The organism is Candidatus Eremiobacteraceae bacterium (genome assembly GCA_035710745.1).
Taxonomy (GTDB): domain Bacteria; phylum Vulcanimicrobiota; class Vulcanimicrobiia; order Eremiobacterales; family Eremiobacteraceae; genus JANWLL01.
Window position 1 is genome coordinate 222,542 of the sequence record DASTCX010000018.1, and the last position, 20,117, is coordinate 242,658.

Below are 20,117 nucleotides of genomic sequence, written 5' to 3' on the forward strand. Positions count from 1 at the left end.
TCCCGTAACGATAAAACCGCCCGGCCGTTGAGCCGGAACGAAGGTCGGACCCGCCACTTCTGCCGGCGCGCCGTTCTCGCCTTGCAGAACACCCTCGTAGTGGCCGTCCTCTTGCCGGGCGAACGGCCCGCGGCGTCTAGGCCGTCGCACCCCAAGTTGCTTGCACCGCCGCGACACGGTATCTTCATCTTATGAACGAGACGAGCGAGGCGACCCCGGTCCGCGAGGGCGCCAAGAAAGCCAAGATTGTTATCGAGGTCCGCGGCGGCGTCGTTCAGGCGGTGCTCGCCGATCGCAGGCTGGCCGAGCGCGAAGCGATCGTCGCCGAGATCATCGACTTCGACGACCTCGAAGACGACGCCGATTGCAGATTCGATTGGGCGGACGTCGAGACGGCTGAGGGCGAAAGCATTTACCGAATGAGGGGATTTGCTGATCTTCCTCTGCAAGGCTGTGTCAAGGGTTGGCGGTAAATTTCAGCGACCGACGCGTTTGGGCGACTCACTTCGCCTGGTCGAGAAAGTTGCGCGCGACGTGCCCCGGCCCATTTCACGACGGCTGGCGAACGCCGCCGCCTCAACTGTCGCCGCGTCTTAGCCAACCCGCCATCGACCCCACAAAGACAGGCACTATTATCCACCCGATGAGCTTGATTGCGTCGGCGAAGTAGTCGGCCTCGCCAAGCGGTATGACGTAGCCAGTGACGATCGAGATTCGGACCGGCGAGCGGGTCGGCCGGAGCTCGTCGAAGACAGGAAGATCGAAGGGCAGTAGTAGACGGGTCGAATAGGCGAGCGACTCCGCAGCAGTCAGCTGCTTGTTCGTCCTACAACCATCTCGGTTGTTCGTACAGGTTGCGTTCGGCGACAAAAATCCAAGTGTCGCGATGAACGCAACCAGGACGGCGATGCGCAGAAGATATTGCGGACGCACTCCGTAGCCCAAAATCCTCCAGACCCGGTCGGCGGCCAGCCGACCGAGTTCAGACAAGAACGATCCGCCAAAAACCCCCTCGTACTTCGGACGTATGAGATTTCCGCTAACGCGGTGGCCCTCGAAATGAACGTCGCGCGCCAACCCCTCTTCGCCGGCGCTTTTTACGATGGCTTCGAGTTGCGTGTAAGGCCTATAGTCGAACACGGTCTGCTTGTTGAGCAGCGGTTCCCAGTAAGCTGCGATCTCGGCATACGCACATCCGCGAAGGTCGATCGACGCGATCCTCGTCACCGAGCATCGCCCGGCCGGCGGTCGTCGCGCGAAGGATTCGTCGATCAACAAATGCTGAACCGAAGCCGATCTCAAATCAAGCGTCTTCGCAACGGAAACGCCCACGAGCGAGCAATCCCCGTTAATCCTTGCTCCCAGCAACCCCAAGCCGCCGCCGATACGGGCATATCTCAAGAATAACGTGTTGGCGACTTTCGAACGATTTAGAGTCAGATCACCTCCGATGTTGGCGCGCATGAGATCCAAGTCGTCCTCTACTTGCGCCAGTAACAGCGACGCGTCCATCCGGACCGAAATCGACTCCGCGAACACGCCTTGACCAGCCCGCAAACCCTCGATCGCCACGCTTGAAAGAAATCGTGCACCCTCGAGTTGGGTCTGTCCGCTTATCTGCGCGTTAAGCATTCGAGCGTCTAGATCCGCCCGCGCTCGATTCATCGAGAAGTCACCGCCAACTTGAATCCCGTCCAGCGAGAGTTCGCGCGACGAAAAAGAGTCGGCCATGGTCAGGTCTCCCCCGACCGTCGCGCCGTTCAGGCTTACATTGCGAGAGAATTGGGCCGAATCAAGCACAAGGTCGCCTTTCACGACCAGGCCTTCGAAGCTCATGTCTCCGCCAAACGCGGCGGACCGCATCGAGACCGACCCGTCTATCGTGGCAGGCCCGACTTTCGAGCGGGAACTCGTCGTTATTTCATCGGCCCATATGCTGCCGCCGATCTTCGCGGCGATCAGGCCCAGCTCTCGAATGAGCGCCCTTGAAAACGATATATCAGCGCCGACTTCCGTATTTCGAAGGACCGCCTTCCTGCAAAATACCGTTGACCCAAAAAGAAGATTTCCGACGACCTTCATCCCTGAGAACGTCGCCGATTGGACAAACGTCGAGTTGACGAAGTTCGCGTCCAGTTGCACTTGCGTTCCGTCCATCACCAACGCATTCCGGAATGCATTGTCGTGAAGCCGTAGCCCTTTGCCGACTTTCATGCCTTGGGCCATCACGACGCCATGGAAGCAGCAGTTATAGGCATTCCAACCCATTTGCACTTCCGCGTTTGTAAGCGTCAGGCTCTTGTGACATGTCAGTCCGTTCAGCACGAGATGTTTTACGAAGGACGCACCCGTGAGATCGATCGCTCCGACCACAGTGGCGTTCAGCATCCGAAAGCTGTTCTTGAACTCGGCATTCCTTGCAGTGAACGATTCCAGGCGGACGTCCTGAAGAGAAATGGGCGTCGTGATGACCATACCGTCAAGCACGAGAGGCTCATCGATGAGTCCATTCGTGATTGCGACCGACTTGCCAAGCTGTATGGCCTCGCGAATCCAACCCGCAGAAATCCGGCGATCCTCTAGTGGGTCGTCGACGCCGAGCAATACCGGCTGACCCTCAATGAGGGCGTCTCTGATATTCATCAGTTGACGGGTTGCGGACTTGGACGTCGAACGCGCAAATGGTTCACCGACCGTCCTCATATTCGCCGGCACGCGGGCGCGGGCCGGCGAACAATGTCGACCGAATTGTTCCGGACGTTCTCACGAGCGACCGAGCCATCGTAGACGATACGGCCCCGCACCGGGTCGGGCCTTCGGCTTCGATGACGGCATCAAGCCGAGCTGGGCCAAGCCGCTCAGGGAGCTACTGGCTGCGAAGCAATCGTCTCAATAGTCGCCGTCTCGCCGCTCACCCTGATCTCGAGCCGCGCCCCGACCCTCACGGACCAGTAGGCGTCGTGCCTCCGCTCAACCGAGCGGCCGGATTCGACGGACGACACCCGACCGGCGAGGACGTGCACGACGGTGAAGCCCGCCGTCGGTATCGTCACGGTCGCGCGCTGCGCGTAGATCGTCACGTCGCGTATCGCGACGTGCACGCGGGTCGCGCCCTTGATCGTCACGATGCCGTCGAAACGCGTCAGGTACGAAACCCCTGGCGTCGGGCCAGGCGCTGCGGCTGCGAGAGCGTTCGACGAACCGGCGACGGCGCCCACGGCCAGCGCGACGAATACGAACGCGATCAATCGCATCTTCATCACCTATGGGTCCAACATGTACAACGACCCGGCGCTGGTCGACACGTAGACGTTATGAAACGCAATGACCGGCTCGCCGACGATCCCGCCGTCGAGCGCGATGTTGGCAAGGACGTTGGGCGCGGGAACGAGCTGGAATCCGCTCGCCACGCACGCGGCGTTCGAAATCCCGTCCTTCGTGCACCGAAAATGCGTCGGCGGCACCTGCGAGATGCTCGGGTCGGCGACGACGACCAAGTGACCCGTGTCCGTCCCGACGTAGACCATGCCGTTGGTTATGGTCGGCGGGCCGAGCGACGGATCCCCGAACGTCGACGCGTCCGGCACGTCCAACATCCAACGGACGCGGCTCGAGTCCGGCGCGCAAGCGTTGAGCGCGTGCAACCGGTGCTCGCCTTGGAAAACATTCGAAATCGTGTCCTCGCCGCCGTCCATGGTGACGTAAACGTCGCCCCATGCCGCGCCCGGCCTGATGTAGCGAGAGTCGCCGTGAACGGTACCGTCTTTGGGAGCGAAGCCGTTGATCCAAGACGGGTTGTCCGACGGAAAGACCCAAGCCGGCGTGCCGGCATCGCGCATCGCCCACGTCCAGCCGTCTTTCTGCGTCGATACGATTAGGTTGCCGCACGATGCCTGCATGTACGTCGGCGTGGCCGACCAATCCGGATCGCCGTCGAGAACGTACGGAACGGGCTGCTTCTGCCAAGTCACCGCACCCGTCGTCGGGTCGAGGCGGAGCATGCTCAAGCCACGGCTCGGCGACGGCTCTGCTTGCCCGTTTGCCTGGTTGCCTGTCGTCACGTACAGCGCGCCGCCGCCTTCCGCGACCGAACCCCAGACGTCGCCGCCGGGCGGGGACGTATTTCCCGGGCGCAATCCGTCGGCAAACGAAAACGCGCCGTCGATCGAGCCGTCGGCGATGTTCACTGCGACGACGCGACCCCACTGTATCGGGTCGTCGCAATGGTTGCCGATTCCGACGTAAACCTCGTTGCCGTAGATGAGCGGCGACGAATACCCTATCTGCTCGTGCTTCTCGGTCACGCTGCCCTGCGTCAGTCCGGTGATGTGCGCGAGCACGGGCGACTTCCAGACCACGTCGCCGTCGTTCGCGTTGAGAGCGAAAAGACGGCCTTCGCCCAGACGCGTGCCAATCGATTGATCCGGCGCGGCGAAGATGACGACCGGGGTGACGCCGATGAAAGTGAACGTCGCGCTCGAGGCGATGCCGAAGCTGGAGGGGTTGCACGTGAATTGCGACGTTAGGATCCCTTTCCCCGGGTAGTGCCACTTCTCGACGCCGGTCGAAGCATCGACCGCATAGAAGATGCCGTCGCCGTTGCCGATGTAGACGTTGCCGTTGAACGGCACGATTGGCGACGATGTGAAACCGATCGCGCCGGGAGGATGAAACCGCCAGACGACGTGCAGACGGCCGACGCGCGACGGGTCGGAAAGGGCGTCGACCACCTGCTGATCGCCCGTGCGCGATTGATCGTTCCGAAAGGCCGTCCACGTTTCGCAGGCGGCGGTCGTCGACGCGACGAGCGCGACCGACGCCAGCAGCGCGAGAAGTCGACCCTGACCGACGCCAATCATTTCGGCACCGAACTTGGCGCGAACACGAAGACGCGCAGCTCGGCCGAGCGCCCGCCCGCATTTTTCAACGAAAGGGGCTCGCCGGCGGCGAAAGGCGCGACGCCTGACGCCTGCACGAGCTTCGCGCCAGCAGAGCCTTCGAACCCTGAACCCGTCAAGTTCTCGACGACGACCCCGCCGGGCAAGGACGCGATCGCAAGCGAGCGCTTCGGAGGCACGATGACTTCCCGTATTTCGACCGTGTAACCAAGGCCGCTGTCCGTCTTGTAGAGCGTCCTTGACAGCGAACCGGATGGCGCGGCCGTGTAGGCTGCGCGGAAGCTCGTCGCGCCTACGTATGCCTGCGGCGGCGGACTGCCGAACGGGCCCGTATCCAGCGACTTCGAGCAGCCGACCACCGACATCAGGACAAGGGCCGAGGATGCAAACTTGACGAGCCACGAAAGACGAGGCTCCGCGTCCGTCGCGGGATTCACGAACTTCGGGCGTCGCGCCAAGCATGCGAGAGCGGCCATCGTCGGAACTTGCACGGAGAACCCCCTTCCGGCCTATCCCGGCCAGCAAGGGCGAGAACGCTTGGGCGAAGACGGTATTCGCAGAGTATCGCGCGGCCGACCGTTTCCTCCAACGACTAGGGTAAATCCCAGTGTACTTTCGGCCCATTTTTGTTATGTGTATAATGTGGTGAGTTTCGCGCGATCCCGCCGGTCCGGAGCCGATCTCGGACTTTGGCGCGCGAGAGCCTCGGCGTTCATGCCACGATGCTACTGCAACAGGATGCGGAATCGGGCACCACAGGCGTGTAGCGGACTACGGCTTGCCGCGCCGTCGACGAGCGCTGCGTGCCGCCCGCGGACGAGACGATGAACCCTCGAACCCGTCCAGGGCGACCTCGAGCTCGCGAGCTGACGTCGCTATGGCCCGCTGCACTCGCCTAAGCGTCGAAGCCAAGCCGGCGGTGCGAGCGTCGCCACCGCCTTCGGCCGTCAGGCCGCCTGCAGACCGGCTCGATCCGGCCGCGAGCTCATCCAAAGAGAGGCCGAGCACCGCGGCGAGGCGCGCCACAGTCGTGAAGCGCGGGCTCGCCTTCTCGCCGTTCTCGAGTCGCGCAACGTGATTGGGCGCAAGCCCAGCGCGCGCCGCAAGCTCCGTCTGCGTAAGGCTGAGCGCGAGTCGCGCTTCCCGCAAAGCGGCGCCAAGCGGCTTCCTCGGTGTGCGGCTCATTTTCGTCCGGCGATTTCGGCAAGCAAAGCAGCAGCGTGCGACAAGGCTTTCCTGATCTTGTCGAGGTCGGCATATGTCGGTCCGCGGTCGGGCAACTCGGCCCTACGACGGCCGCCGACCAAATCGTCGAGCCGCAGACCGAGGGCGGCGCAGAGCCGGGCGGCAACCGAGATTCGAATGTCCGACGTCCTGCCTCGCTCCAAACGCGAGATGAGAGACGGATCGACCTTCGCGACCCGCGATAGCGCCTGAAGGGTCAGGCCCTTTCTCCTCCGCGCGTCGGCGAGGACGTTCCCGATAGGCTTCGCCACAGCCGGGCCTTTAGCGCAACCGCGACCGGGTTGCCTGTAGAAGTAATGCAAAGAGTTTTGCACGCGTTGCAGAATCGCAATTTCGTGAACACGAAGCCGGCGTTGAACGCGCCGACCAGTCCCGTCAGGTCGCGCTTGTCCGAAGACGCCGCTCGATGCGCGAGCGAAGCGCAAGGAGGCTGGCGACGATGCGCGCATCGCTAATTCTCCTGGCACCATCGGGCTTGGCGAATCCCCGCGGTTTCCTCACGAGCGCGAAATACCATCGCTATCGCACGCGGACAAGGCGATCGCGTAACGCTTCGTCCCGGAGCATAGCTTTACTCCGAAACCATCTGACGGTCTTTACCAAGAAGACGCCTCAAGGTATTCGGCGCAGCGATGAATGTTAAGACCGGGCGGCACCTATGATCCCCAACCTCTCTCAGGTTCGCGACGCCGTGGCGCTCTATCGCGTTTCGACGCGTCAGCAGGAACGAAAAGGCGAGTCTCTGCCCAATCAACAGCGATCGGTCCGTGCGTGGGCCGGGTCGCACAACGTGAAGATCGTGGACGAGATTCGGTCCGCAGAATCGGGCAAAGGCGCCGTCCGACTCGTCGGCACGTCGATCACCCTAACCGGCAGGCAGGCCTATTCGAGGCTCATCAGAGACCTTCAACAAGTTCCGCAGTCGAAAAGGCCCGATGCGGTCGTCATCGATTGGACCGACCGCTGGAGCAGGAGCCTGCTCGAGTACGTCGCCGTCATCGAGGCCTTTCAGCGCCTCAACATTCGGATGCTCTCGATCGGCGACGACGAGGATCTTACGGATCCGAAGAACGCGCTCGTCCTCCACATCAAGTCCGCCATCGCCCAAGAGCAACTTCGGATAACTTCGAACAAGGTGAAGGAGGCGAGGCGCTCGCGCCGGGAGCGCAGACTGTGGCAAGGCGGCCTCGCGCCGGACGGATATCGAACTCACCTGCCCGATTGCCCCGGACCGGCGGCAATCTCAAGGCAGGGAGTTTTCGGCCTGCAGTCCTTCAGCCAGCGCGCCTGCAGCTGCCGACCGGATGTGTTATGCCAAGACCCGTCGAGGGCGCCAATCATCCGCCTCGTATGGCAGCTCCTCGAATCGTCGCCATTGTCGTGGGAAGCCCTCGCCGAGGCCATCAACGAGCAGGGTCATCGTCGACCGAACGGACGACCGTGGCACTGGAACGATCTCTATCGGATCGGTCAGAACCCCGCTTATTGCGGCATCCTGGCGACGAACCGTTCCTTCCGCGACCTCAGCGATGGACGCATTATCAGGAGGCGCCCGCTGAAGGAGCAGCAACTCGACGAGGCACCGGAGGCGATTCCCGAGCCCTTCGTCAGCGCGGAGACCTTTTGGAAGATTTGGGAAAGGCGCTATCACAAACAGACACGGCACCTTCCGCGCGCCAAGAACGGGGCCTCGTGCGAACTGACCGGAATGCTCGCATGCCCCGCGTGCGGAGCGATCATGACGCCAGTCTATTGTCTATCTTCGATGATCTGCGGCAATGGCAAGCCGAGGAAGTCGCCGCGCAAGAAATACGTCTATGCGACGTGTCCGAACGCGACGAGAAGCAAGAGCGCGGGGCCGTCGTCGTGCGCGAACAGGCAGCGCGTCCGCGTCGACATCATCAGCAAACTCCTCATCGAGAGGCTGGCCGACACGGTATCTTTGTCCGACGATGCGATTGCCGAGGCGTTCGCACTGGAACGCGCATCTTCAATCGACGTCGACGCGCTCGAAACTGAGCGGCGAACGCATACTCGCGCCATCAAAGATTCGGAACACGTTCGTCATGCGCTAACTCGACAGCTTGTTGTCGGCACCTTGACGGATGATGAGTACCAGAAAGAAATATTCCTGTTTCGACGCGACGTCGCGCTGGCCCAGACAAGGTTGAACGAGATCGACCGGCAACTGAGGACGGCGAGCGCGCGGCCAAACTTCGAACGTGCCAGGTCGACGGTGCGGTGGTTGGCCGAGCGGTGGGACGCAATCAATGTCCCGGAGCGAGCCGAGGCGCTTCGACTACTCGTCGATCGCGCAACGTACTCTCCGAGCGGAACTACCCGCGTCGATCGTGTCCGGATTGTCGCGGCCGGAGCGGCATTCTCCGAATTCCGCGTCGCTGATGAATGCGCGGCGCGCGTGGATGATTTGCGATCCGTGCCGTCGCAGGTCAATCTCTGATGTCGTCGCTCGCTTTCAAGCAGGGATACTACATAAGCGAACCGAGATGTCCTATTCGTTTCGTTCGTCGGCACGTGAGGCACCGGGGCGTAGACAAACCTCATGCCAGACGCCGGGAACGTCGCTTAGCCAATACAGCGCGTCCCCTCTGTGGTAAAAACCGACGTCCACTACTCGTGCCAGCTGATCCGCATACGCCAATTGCTCCTGAGTAAGCGGATGATGATAGTGCCACGTCGCCATGAAATCGCTTAACGCCTGCGCGTTCGCGACACGTACAATTGAACCGATAGGGTAGTCTTCGTTATAGCCAGGCATGATATCGAGGTCGAGCTGTTCGGCGGTGAAGCGAATAGTGCCCTCGGCCCGAATAGCACTAAGAAAAGGGTTGGGTCGAAAGTCCGTATCACGAAACTCTTTGGTGCTTGTGCTGCTTGTGGTACACTAGCATGCGATGAGATCAGCGGGCGCAGCCAAACCGGCGTGCCTACAAAACGTGTCGGGGAAAGTGGGGCAGAGCCATGCGAGCTAGGTTCCAGGTGGTCATCGGCGCTTTGATCTCAGGAATCGCACTATTGGCGGGATGCACCGGCTCTGGCTCGACGCAAGCTGTGCTCGAGTCGCATATGAATCGATTCTCAACGCATCCCAGCGTTTCAAGCACACTCGTCTACACGTGTGCGGACGGCATAAGCACGTGCGACTGGTTTCCGCTGAAGAGGCACACGATTGCGGGCATGCTAGTTTCCCCAGACGTTTCAGGAAACATCGGTGTTGACAGCCTTGGTAACGTGTATATAACCGGGCGGGATTCCGCGGACATCGAAGTCTTCCCGAAAGGTTCATCGACGATACTCAAGACGTTATCGGATCCTGGGGAGCGCCCGATCGACGTCGCAATCGCGGGTGATGGTACCGTATACGTTGCAAGTTCGCAGAACTTGAACAGCGGCAACGGCAGCGTTGCTGTTTTTCAAAGCGGCGTTCTCAAACGGATAATAAGCGACCCGAACTTCCACCAGGTTTCATCGGTCGCCGTAGACGAGCATCACCTTCTTATCGTCTGCTGGATAAACGGCGGCACGGGCGGTTGCGATGAATTTCCGGGTGCGAAGGGCAGTGGTACCTCAGTCATTTCGGGGGCTGGCATCTTTCCGGGCGGTGTGAAGTTCGACAAGAACGAGAACATCGTGATCGAAAACAATTCCTCGCTCCAGGTCTATCCACCGAGCGGCGGTTCACCGTGCAACACGATTCCGCTGCAGAACTCGCCGAATTTCTTCGCGTTCGACCGCTCTCAAATGCATTTCTTCTACGCCGACCGCAATAACGACGCGATCGTCGAAGAGACGTACCCCGGCTGTGCTGGGACCGCTTCTGTCGTCTTCACGTACAACACGGGTTGGGTACCCGTCGGCGTCGCGGTGGATCTAGGGCCAGCTCCTTAAATAGTGCCTCGGACTTCGTGGCGTTCCATTGCTCGAAAGCGGCACCGGAATTTTACGCCGTCGGCGGCGATACCGCGATGCCCGCAGCGGCGATAGCCGAGGCAGCTTAAAAACCAGAAGCGGTCACCGGAAGAACCGGGACCGCTTCCCTACTGAGGATGATACGAACAATTGTCCCTATGGGTGCAAGTTTATTGTGTCAGTCTCGACGTTCGGCGAGACAAACTGAACAATCACCCTAGGATTCGGTGAGCTTGAGTCGTTCGGCCAGCTTTGATAACCGCCGGCAGTCCACGGGAACCAACTAAAGTATGGTGTGCCCGTATATTGACCCAATTCAACTTGACCGCTACCGCCGCCATTGTCATAGCAGCCAGTCACGCACGGTCCCCACGTAAACGGGCCAAACGTTTCTCCGCTGGCGAAATTATTGCAGCCCCACTGGGTGCATGAGTTTTCCTGGGCAATGCTCACCATCTTCTTCCATACGCAGCAATTGCCAGCCCAGCCAAGGCCGTTACTGCCGTAGTTGACCGCCATCGAAGGGTCTGGACTGCCGCATGAAAAGGCCTTCGTTCCGTTCACAAAGATTTGTACGTAGCTAAAAGTCTGTAAAGGGACCGTCCTCACGTCGAGGGTAACCGTTTGGCCCGCCGCATAAGTGCAGCCTGTCAGGATACCCTTCGGCCCTGACATGTACGTGGTATAGTCGTTATACGTGTTGCTGTACTGGAACCCGGCGTCGATTGGGAGAGCCCAGAGAGAATTTGCAACCTGCGCCCAGCCGGCCCCATAGAGGTAGCCAGTATCGCGGGGGAGCATCGACGGCAACGGCCCAGGAGGTAGCACAATGTTGACTTGCATTTCAGCAAACGATGGCGGGGAGAAGACGCGGCGGAACGCGCCAGTATTCGTGCAGGGAATCGGTGTTGCGGACGTCATCTGGTTGCCATCGAGGCTGCAGTACCAGGGGTTCGGTGTGGGCGTGGGCGAGGGCTTGCTGAATGGCCCCGCGGTGGGCCGTGTTAACGGAGCATACGCGTCTGTCCATTCTATCGGGGCTGTAATGATCTCGCCTCTTACGGTATAAAATTCATTGCGAGTCCCGGGTACGCGCCTAAGCCAAGTGCCGTGCTCTCCGACCTGAAGGTTCGGGGACGGGTGACCGCTCGAATTCTTTCCTACGGTTGATACGGACGATACCTGTTGGCAACTCGTGGCAATTGTTGCGGCAACAAGGAACGCCAATGCGAAAAGGCCGCGGGTTTGAATAGACAACTTCCGCCCCCTTTTTAGCCGTCAACGGTGCGAGGTCAGATCGACGACTATGAGGCAATTGAGTTGAAAGGGGGTTTGAACCTTCAGTGCGGAGGAGGAGCCGCGATAATCTCACCGCGGGTCGTGTAGTACAGGTTCTTTGTGCCCGGCACTCGCTTCAGCTTAGTGCCGTGTTCAGCTGGATAGGGTGAGTAGAGTGCCCGATTGCGCATAGCGGCTGAGATCGTAGCTTTCGGGGCGGGTTGAGTCGTCGTCACCGGCGTCGAGTGACAACCGTTCAGGATAAACAGAGCTAGGAGCATGACTGGGTACCGCAATATCGGGCGCATGCTTTGGATTTCGGCACTTGACGGGTTGACACCCGGTGGGCAGCGTAGGAATAGGCCCAAATCAGGACATCTGGCCGGAATAATACGCGCTTCGCCGCTCACAAACTTGACGGGACGTGGCAGGGCTCAAGCCCGCGGCGATGCCGGCCGACGTTGGCAACGATGTGCGATAGCCCGACGACGCGGAACTATGCGGCGCCAGACTCTCGAGAAGACAAGTGCCCTAGCACGAATCCGACGGTGCCGCTTAGAATCGCGCCAGCTATGTTGCTTTCCATCCGCCCCGCTAGACTGAGCACGGTCACCGCCGCAACGACGCCGATCACGGCAAGCGCCCTGAAGAACGCCGCCTTTCCTAGTATCTCCGCCACCGTTTCCTTCTTCTGGACCCAGACGATTGTCCAGAAGGCCAGCCACATCACTACGATGCCGACCGTCGCCAAAAGAGAAAGCGTCACGATCTGATCGGACGTCATAATCGTCGGTGCCGTCGTAACCGACGGAATTGGCGGTGGCGATCCTTGCATGGTCGTAGTCTCCGTCCTACCCTCGTGTCGGGGCGGACACCTCGATTGGAAGCGCCGTTCCCCAAGAGAAGGGCAACGTGTGACGAGCACTCAGCGCAGATTCAAGTCGCCACAGCGATATCCGAAACATCGCCGTGACCATCCACATCGATGTTGGTTCTCTGTCTGGCCGTTTATTTCCGTCACGGCGCGAATTCCGATTCCGGCCAGGAACGCGAGGCGATGCCTGTAGGGGCCGCGTCACCACGATTGGTCTCATTCACCACAATTCGCGCCACTCACCACAACTAGGTCGTCACTCACCACATTTCACGGAACGAAGCGAGTGGATGCGCATATACTGCGGTTCAACAGCCGCACGATGTGAGACGCGGTTGGTTTTTTAGGCGCTCGGACAGGTAACGGGTCGTCGCCTCGCTTTGGTATCACTCACGCGCAAGAAAAACAAACAAACTTTCCTTTTCGTCGTTATCTCTCGCTCGCGATCGAGTTGACTTTCAGACTTGATGCATGAGCCGGCGCCTTAGCGACGACCACCATCATTGACGCCAATCCGGCATCACGCGTTGCGGCGACGCGACTCAGCCTTACGTCTTGTCGGCATCTTCGGAATCATCGGGCTTGAGCAGCATCGGAATCATTTTTTCAACATCGGGGCTTGGCGTCGCAAACAAGCTCCTGGCTACGACGAGCGCAAAGGCGACAAGTTGGGCAAACACATAGAGCATGAACGTCTTGTACACGTCGTCATCGAGCTGAAAGGTCCAGGGCCACTTGAATCCTTCGAAAAGGGTCACCAGGCTTGCAGTAGCGGTTTCGAAGACGAGAAGTCCGAGCGCCCAATTCGCATACGCACGTCGATGTCCGTGCTGTTGCGTGTGACGATCGTAATCGTCACGCCTTCGCTAAGCGATGTAGCAATCTCGCCTATCGCAATTGAGGATAGCTTCGCTCGATTTCCGCTGACATCGCCTGCGCCCGACGCTCGAGGTGCGGGCGGAGCTTCGCGATGCGCCGCAGGAGCGATCGCAGCTCGCCGGCCGCGAAGAACGCCGGATCGAGCCGATAGACCGGCGTCGTCCCTTTCACGGTCATCATCATCAACTTGGCCGACACGAGCGATCGCAAGAGAAGCGACGCGACGTTCTCGGCGCAGCCGAGTTGGCGAGAAAGCAGCGCCGGCGCAAGACGCCCGACCAGCAACGACAGGACGAGCGTCTTCGTCCGCGATCGCGGACCCAGCGTCAGACCGACGTCGGGGGCGCCGACGCCGCGAATCGGCGTTCCGGACATAGGCGCTCGTCGCGATTTCAAGCGCTTTACGGGCGTGTCATCGTCGATTCGCCGCAGAAGCCGCGTCAGTTGGCGGATCGCAGGATGTCGCGCATTCACTGGACGCGCGCGCTCCACGCCGAGTTCTGTTTTCTCTCCGTGACGACGCCCATGGCCACGGTGAGTCCGTCGCGGTCGCAGCGACGGACGCGCGTCGCCGGCGCGGCGCAGCGAGGGTCCAGGCATGGATCGACGGCAGGAATCGTACGGCGACATCGAGGCGAGCCTCCGTCTGGCGTTTAGCGTCGTGAGGCTTTTGCGGGTCGCGCGATGAGTCGCCGGTCGTCGCCGCGTGGTTGCAAGGTCTTAACTCGGGACGGGGCGGTCGCGCGCCGCTCGGCGTATTGCGCGAGGGAGCGCCTAGGCCGGAGGCAAGTGCACGCAGAGGCACGCGCGTTCGTCGCCGGCGGTTGACCGAAGACCGCTTGACTCCTAAGGAAGTACCCTGAATCGGAAGCCGTCTGGACTTGTCGGCGCCGTGCCAGATACGAGCTTATACTCCAAACCTTGCGTGAACTTTATCGGCGCATCGTGGTAGACGAAGCCCGCGCCGATCTGGCCGCTGCTGTACAGAATCCTCGAGCTGCTGCAAACGCTCATCCCGGTCGTTCCGTCGTACAGCTCCAGCGTCGAACCCGACGGCTGGTTATTGGGATCGATGTAGTATATGGTCAAGAGCACTCCGCTTCCCGACACGACATCCTGGCAGGATCCGGCGGTGTTGAGCGGGTTGGTCCCGGGCGCGGGCGTGAGGGTGCCTTCGGTATCGTCGACGGCGAGCGCTCCGTCCCCATTTATCGCCGCGTGATTGCTCGCGTCCCCGACCCGTCTTGAAGCTGGATGAGCGATCCGTTGTCGTCGACTTTCACGTCGATGTCGTGGTTCGAAGTCACTGTCGCGCATTGTCCGCTCGTAGTGGTGTCGCATATCTTCACCTGCTGGCTGCCGTTGCTGTCGATCGCCGCGCAGTGCGTCCCCGTCGTGGGATCGCACGTCTTCGTCTGCAGGTTATGTTGCGAATCTACATCAGCTGGCGTTGCATTCACGCCTGGATCGACGATGACGACATTGCTGCTAGCGGCTCCGGCTACGGACGCCATCGAGATCGCGAGAACGACGCCTGCGGCTAGCAGAACAAGCCTCGATTGATACACGCCGATTCTCCTTACGGACAGGGAATGACACGTGATTAGGTCGATTATTTCTGATTTCCGTCGTTTAAGCGTTGCGAGGTAACGCTCCGTCGGAGTGCGCATAACGAACTGGACGGAAAGTTTTCCGCCTCGCTACCGAGGGTTCGATTCTACACCTGCAGTCCTCGGGTGTCAATCTTGGCGTCGTCATGCGAGCCGTGGATCAGTCCTCGGTCGTATTGTCGCCAAGCGCGAGTCGGTGCTTTGGTGCCGCGGGTTTCCAAAGGAAGCTACTGCGGCTGGATGTCGATTTTGAACGAAGATTTTTCGCGGCGAGACGTCGGTCGCTCCGGTCTAAGACAGGCGCGATCCTACTGCCAAAACGACTCCTTCGCTTTGGGCGCGGCCAACCGTCATTGACAGACGACACGCACAATTGTAGAATCGGAGCCACGACAGTCACGGCAACGTCGGGCGTTTCGTATTTCTTGCGCCGTTTAGGAAGACCGTTGTCTCCCGACCATCACGACGACTGGTTTTCGCGCGCTCGGAACAACGCTTGTCCGGAAAACGCCAAGTTGCGATCGTAGACTGAAGCCTATTTAATGGAGAACGGACGGCTGCGCCCATGCCTGGTTCTCCGACGAGAATTTGCTCCAGGAGGCGGAACATGCGCGTCGTCGTTTTCATTTGCGCCGTAATGCTCTCCTTAACGACGCCAAGTCAGGCGGATCTGCCGCAACCCATTTCAGCCGATCCGCGCACCGTTGGTGAGCGACTGGTAATCGACGGTCACCTCGTCGAATTCGCATCGATGTCTCCGACGCTCGCCAGGTTGCTGCCGCGGAACGTCTACATTTATCGCGTGGACGACCAGCAACCAAGGATGGTCGCGCTTGCCACCACCGATGCAAATCAGGGCACGGGGAATTTTGCCGGCGTCGTTTCGGTCGGACTGGGCGCTTCGGGCAACCTCGTTTTCGCCACCGGCAACACCGACGCCGCCCCGATCATCGACCTCAACAACGGGATCGTCCTCTCGAGCAGCGCAGCCATCTCCTTCACGAACACCACGGCGCCGGTCCTTACCTCGCAGTCCTCCGGGGCCGCGTCCATCGGGTTTAGCTTTCAGAGCCAAGGAACGTCGCCCGAACGCGATTTCGTCGTGAACTCGACGAACGGCGGTTCGACGTCGCTCGCGGAATTCGACGTCGGCACGAGCACCAAACTTCTGCTCGACAAGAACGGCAATTTGACCGTTTCCGGAACGACGCCCCTGACGTTTTCGAACGCGACCGGAACAACGACGATATCCTCGTCCACGACGGGAACGACCGAGCTGGACGCAGCCGGCTCGACTGCGCCGGCTATCCTCTTGAAGGCGACGAGCCTGAGCGGCCAAAATGCGGCGGTTCAAATTGGCGGATCGGGCACCGTTTCTCTCCGGGCGATGGCGAACGGAAATCTCGTTCTGAACGGCGATCTTCAGCTGAATAACGGGAATGCTACCGGCGGTCGCATCCTGCAGTCCGCAACCGGTTCTCTCGGAAACAACACGACATGCAGTACGTCGTCGATGGCGGGGCCCGGCTGCACAGGAACGGCGGCGGGAAGCACGCTGACCTTTACGTTTTCGCCCGCGTACAACGTGACGCCGACGTGCGTCGTTTCCGACGAAACGACCGCCGGCGGCGCGCGCATTAGCACTAAGTCGGCTTCATCGATCATCGTAACCACGTCCGGCGCAACAGATGTCGTGGACGTGGTATGCGTCGGCAATCCGCGTTGAGACCGATCAATCTGGGCCGCTTGTGCCGTCGAGTCAGCGGTGGTATGAGGAGTCTTGGCCGCTCTGCGCTGGAGCGGTGTTCGGCGATTGGCCGATCGGCGGGGCTTCTCGCCGTATTAGCAGTTTGCTCCGTAGCTCTGACGGCTCAGGCTACGGCCACGCCCTCATGCCCCGGACTATGCCGGACGGGATCGCCGCCGCTCGTGCAAGTGCCGAAGCATATCCTCGCTATGAGCGATGTGGGCCAAGGCGTCGGAATCAGTCTGACGTCGACCGACTTCGCGTCGAATGTATCGATGACGAAGGACAGTCGCGCGCTCGCCGTAGACTGGAGCTTGACCCGCTGCCAAGGTGAATCGGCCCTTTCCGGCTCTGGACCAAGTCTTTGGCCGTCCATATTCGGGGGCACGGATTGCATCGGCGGGCAGTACATTCCCGTCGGGAATGTTTCGCAATCCTACGTCAATACTGATCTCAGCAACTGCACCGAGACGCACAATTCGCAGCCGTACGACCTCGAGTGGGATTTCCTGAACAACGCTGGAGGCGTGCTGTCGAACATGCAACCCGGGACCGGGCCAGAAGTTTACTCGGTCGTCTTGCACAGCGCCGTAATCGGCGGGAACGTCGACACGTCCCGAGCGTTCAAAGTCGGAGATACTTGCGACTCCATTATGCCGAAGAAGGCGAAATATGTGGCGAATCCGGCTTCCATACTCTACGCCATCGACGTCGACGAATACGCTCAAGGTCAAACTAGTCTGAGCGCGCCCGCTCTGTCCAGCGTTACGCTCACGTGGGCGGCGATGGGCTGTGGGAACTCTTGCACCGAGCCCTCCGACAATTTCAACGGATACGGAATGATGCAGGCCGACACGGAATCGAACAACCTGCTTTGTCCGACCAGCACGCAGGGCGGCTCGATCGAACTGGACCCGACTCAGAACGCCGCGGGCACGGCGTATTACTATCAGCCAGGTCTCGAGGCCGGCCGAAGGCGCATCCTGGGCCAGCTGCGCCACCGCGACGGTACGCCGTGGCTCGTTCTCGCGAACGGCGCCGACTGTCAATCCACCAAACTCCCCGTGTACGACTACGACCGGGGCAATGACACGGGGAATGGCACCGACCATGCGCTTTGGTTGGCGGATGTCGGAAACGTCATCGGGATGAACTTCGAGAATCAAGAGGCCGGAACGTGCAACCAGTGGACCGCCGGTTTGACGGGCGCCGAGCCGGCTAGAACGACCGATACCGTTTTGGAGGGTTTGAACTCCGCCACCAAGTTCTACGCGGCAAAAAAGATGTTTGCTTGGCAGCAGCTGTGCGACGAGACGAACGCGGGCAACGTCACCTTTCAATCTCCGGCGGGCGGACCCCAGACGATCCCTGGTTGGGGATGGTTCGATATCAGCCTACGGCTCTTCCACGAAGCGGTCCTTGGTATAACGTTTCAGCCCCAGTACACGATCGGGCGCGGAGCTTGGTACGAACTGAACGCGCCGGTTCCTTACGGTCTGGATGTCGACCCGACTACGCAAATTTACTTTTTGAATCCCATACATCCGATGACCTCGTACGTGCCCGGGCCCAACCCGAGCGGCGACGGGTGTACCGGCAACGGTCCGGCGTCCACCGCTGGAAACTACGGATCCATGGAATCCGGAGGTTTGCTCGACGTCGCAGTCGGTTTCTCGGGGACGATACCGGCCTCGTCGTGCGGCGGTACCGGCGTCGGCGCTACCCACTACTTTCAGAACGGTCCGGTGCTCGAAGTGCAGTACCGGGCATGCTACATGGCCTCCGCGTACGAGGGGCCTTGCGCGGTCGTTCTTAACACCCGAAACGGCGGCGGCATAACCTCTGACTACACGGACACCCAAGCGAACATCTTTTCACGCGACGGAGGACCACTTGTCGCCGGCGGATATACTCATTTGCTCACTATCGGCGACGGTGGCACCATTTCCACCGACACCACGCTGGGCGACGTGCTGGAGGGCGGACAACTCTTCGTCAACCAGTCGTCGGTGACCATCGTACGATCCGGCGCGGGAACGCAGGCGACGACGTGCACCGAGTCCGTCAGCGGAACGAACATGACCGTCTGCGAAGCGGAAGGCGTAATCGCGTTTCCTTAATCACTGAACCGTAATTGAGACCCGGAAGGTATTCATTTTCGAATCCGCTACGGTGATGATGGCCGAGCCCTGCGCCAGCGCCGTCACCGTGAATACGCCGCCCGACACGGCGGAAGCGGAAGCCACGGCCGGATCGGAGGACCTGGCGGTCCAATTGCACTTGCAGCCTGTCTCGCTGACCGAGAAATTCTGCGAGCCTCCGACCTGTATCGTCGCGGCGGACGGCTCGACCGTCAGGATGCGATTGACGAAAACCTCGACGCTTTTGAAAACATCGGCATTCCAAACGTTATCGTCCTCGCCGACGGCCATTGCTATCGAAACGTTCTTGCTCGGGGATTGGCCGTAAGCGAAGTCTCCGTGCCCGTGGACGTTCCAGCGCGCGCCGTTTCCGCTTGTAGTGGTGTAATAAATATCGCGGAGACCGCTGGTCGGCTGGGTCGAGCCCCTACATTTCGTTTCTAGGCTAAATGTCGCGACGCTGCCGGCGATCGAGATCTGCGCGAGTTGACCGCCAGCATTTTTCTCGGGATTCCAGCAACCATAGAGATTGCCGTCGTAACCCAGTGCCAGGCCGACCACCTCTTTGCTCGTTTGAAACTCGGTAAATCCCGAACCGAGATCGTACCGAACCACGCCAACCGGCACGCCGCCGGCTCCGCGTTCGGTGAACCACAGGTTTCCGTCAGACCCGGTAATGATCTCGTGTGGGTTGGAAGGACAAAACGGGCTGACGGTCTCCGTGATCACGCCATCTGTCGTCGCTCGTTCGAGCGCGCAATCGGCAATCGACGTGAACCAAATCGCGCCGTCGGGGCCCACGGTAATGCCCCCGCACAGGCCCGGGGCAGCATAGGTGGTTGCCTGAAGGGTCGGTGTAATGCGGGCCAACCCTCCCGTTTGGCCGGCGCTGCCACACGTCCACATATTCCCGTCTGATCCGGCCACGATCGGACCAGGTTGGAACCCGACGGCTGCGGGCGCCGAAATGCGACCGGTCTTGACCGTTACGCGGTAGACCGCTTCGGTGTCTTGCGCAGTGACCCAAATCTGCTTGTCGGGGCCGACCGCGATGCCGGCAGGCTGAAAAATCGTCGGGAAAACAACCCACTGCGTCGGTTGTTGTCCGTTTTGCAACACCCAAGGCTGCACAGGGTTCGCGGCTCCAAGCTGTTGCTGTGCTTGTTCGGATGTGCATCCGCCCAGCAAGATAGCCAATAACAGCATCGTTCGGCCGCTCATGGTTATGCCCTCAATGGGTACGCGATCGCCAAGATGCGAAGGTTGCTAGGTTCGGCACCGTCGTTGGCGCGCACCTCCGGGTTCCGAACGGGACCCATCGCAAGAATCACGTTCGCAGCCGGCAAGGGTGCGTCGTGCACCAGTGTTTCCCGCCTTCAAGGGCTGTAACGACGAATCGGGATCGGCCGTCGCTCTCCTGAGACCGCATCGAATATGCGGCGCGGCGCCGTAACGCTAAGGGGGTGATCTTAGCTGGTGGATTAGGTCCGCCTCGGGTTCTCGCTCGGAAATTTC

15 protein-coding genes are annotated in these 20,117 nt (G+C 60.5%); 5 read left to right on the forward strand and 10 right to left on the reverse strand.

Annotated features, from left to right (window positions below; translation table 11 throughout):
* Positions 1–191 precede the first annotated feature (191 nt).
* The gene (locus VFO25_08205) at positions 192–473 is read left to right on the forward strand and encodes a hypothetical protein (protein HET9342880.1); all 282 of its coding nucleotides are present in this window, start codon (positions 192–194) and stop codon (positions 471–473) included.
* Between the two features lie 103 nt (positions 474–576).
* Here the strand turns inward: VFO25_08205 and VFO25_08210 are convergent, their stop codons facing one another.
* From VFO25_08210 to VFO25_08225, 4 genes are all read right to left on the reverse strand, one after another.
* Positions 577–2,643 carry a hypothetical protein gene (locus VFO25_08210; protein ID HET9342881.1) on the reverse strand — a complete coding sequence of 689 codons (2,067 nt, stop codon included), beginning with the start codon at positions 2,641–2,643 and terminating at the stop codon, positions 577–579.
* A 215-nt stretch (positions 2,644–2,858) separates the two neighbouring features.
* Entirely contained in the window at positions 2,859–3,260 is a 402-nt protein-coding gene (locus tag VFO25_08215) for a hypothetical protein (GenBank protein HET9342882.1), read from the reverse strand.
* A gap of 3 nt (positions 3,261–3,263) precedes the next feature.
* A complete protein-coding gene (locus tag VFO25_08220; GenBank protein HET9342883.1) occupies positions 3,264–4,859 on the reverse strand; it encodes a PQQ-binding-like beta-propeller repeat protein in 1,596 nt (531 codons plus the stop codon).
* Positions 4,856–5,389 carry a hypothetical protein gene (locus VFO25_08225; GenBank protein HET9342884.1) on the reverse strand — a complete coding sequence of 178 codons (534 nt, stop codon included), beginning with the start codon at positions 5,387–5,389 and terminating at the stop codon, positions 4,856–4,858. Before VFO25_08225 ends, VFO25_08220 begins: the two co-directional genes overlap by 4 nt.
* Positions 5,390–6,801: 1,412 nt before the next feature.
* On the opposite strand from VFO25_08225, the gene VFO25_08230 reads away from it, so the two are divergent.
* Entirely contained in the window at positions 6,802–8,604 is a 1,803-nt protein-coding gene (locus VFO25_08230; protein HET9342885.1) for a recombinase family protein, read from the forward strand.
* A 791-nt stretch (positions 8,605–9,395) separates the two neighbouring features.
* Positions 9,396–10,052 (forward strand): hypothetical protein, encoded by a 657-nt coding sequence (locus VFO25_08235; protein HET9342886.1) that lies wholly within the window; start codon positions 9,396–9,398, stop codon positions 10,050–10,052.
* A gap of 1,795 nt (positions 10,053–11,847) precedes the next feature.
* Here VFO25_08235 and VFO25_08240 read toward each other — a convergent pair.
* The 5 genes from VFO25_08240 to VFO25_08260 all read right to left on the reverse strand — a co-directional run bounded on the left by VFO25_08240 (position 11,848) and on the right by VFO25_08260 (position 14,672).
* The gene (locus tag VFO25_08240) at positions 11,848–12,186 is read right to left on the reverse strand and encodes a hypothetical protein (protein HET9342887.1); all 339 of its coding nucleotides are present in this window, start codon (positions 12,184–12,186) and stop codon (positions 11,848–11,850) included.
* 587 nt (positions 12,187–12,773) lie between these two features.
* The gene (locus VFO25_08245; GenBank protein HET9342888.1) at positions 12,774–12,929 is read right to left on the reverse strand and encodes a hypothetical protein; all 156 of its coding nucleotides are present in this window, start codon (positions 12,927–12,929) and stop codon (positions 12,774–12,776) included.
* Positions 12,930–13,113: 184 nt separating this feature from the next.
* The gene (locus tag VFO25_08250) at positions 13,114–13,479 is read right to left on the reverse strand and encodes a hypothetical protein (protein ID HET9342889.1); all 366 of its coding nucleotides are present in this window, start codon (positions 13,477–13,479) and stop codon (positions 13,114–13,116) included.
* A gap of 471 nt (positions 13,480–13,950) precedes the next feature.
* Complete coding sequence (locus tag VFO25_08255) at positions 13,951–14,193, reverse strand: hypothetical protein (protein ID HET9342890.1); 243 nt, start codon at positions 14,191–14,193, stop codon at positions 13,951–13,953.
* A gap of 119 nt (positions 14,194–14,312) precedes the next feature.
* Positions 14,313–14,672: a hypothetical protein gene (locus VFO25_08260; GenBank protein HET9342891.1), complete on the reverse strand. Its 360-nt coding sequence runs from the start codon at positions 14,670–14,672 to the stop codon at positions 14,313–14,315.
* 793 nt (positions 14,673–15,465) lie between these two features.
* On the opposite strand from VFO25_08260, the gene VFO25_08265 reads away from it, so the two are divergent.
* Both VFO25_08265 and VFO25_08270 read left to right on the forward strand, forming a co-directional pair.
* Complete coding sequence (locus VFO25_08265; protein HET9342892.1) at positions 15,466–16,440, forward strand: hypothetical protein; 975 nt, start codon at positions 15,466–15,468, stop codon at positions 16,438–16,440.
* A gap of 230 nt (positions 16,441–16,670) precedes the next feature.
* Positions 16,671–18,581 (forward strand): hypothetical protein, encoded by a 1,911-nt coding sequence (locus VFO25_08270; protein HET9342893.1) that lies wholly within the window; start codon positions 16,671–16,673, stop codon positions 18,579–18,581.
* On the opposite strand, the gene VFO25_08275 is transcribed toward VFO25_08270, so the two are convergent.
* Positions 18,582–19,823 carry a hypothetical protein gene (locus tag VFO25_08275; protein ID HET9342894.1) on the reverse strand — a complete coding sequence of 414 codons (1,242 nt, stop codon included), beginning with the start codon at positions 19,821–19,823 and terminating at the stop codon, positions 18,582–18,584.
* Between the last annotated feature and the right edge of the window lie 294 nt (positions 19,824–20,117).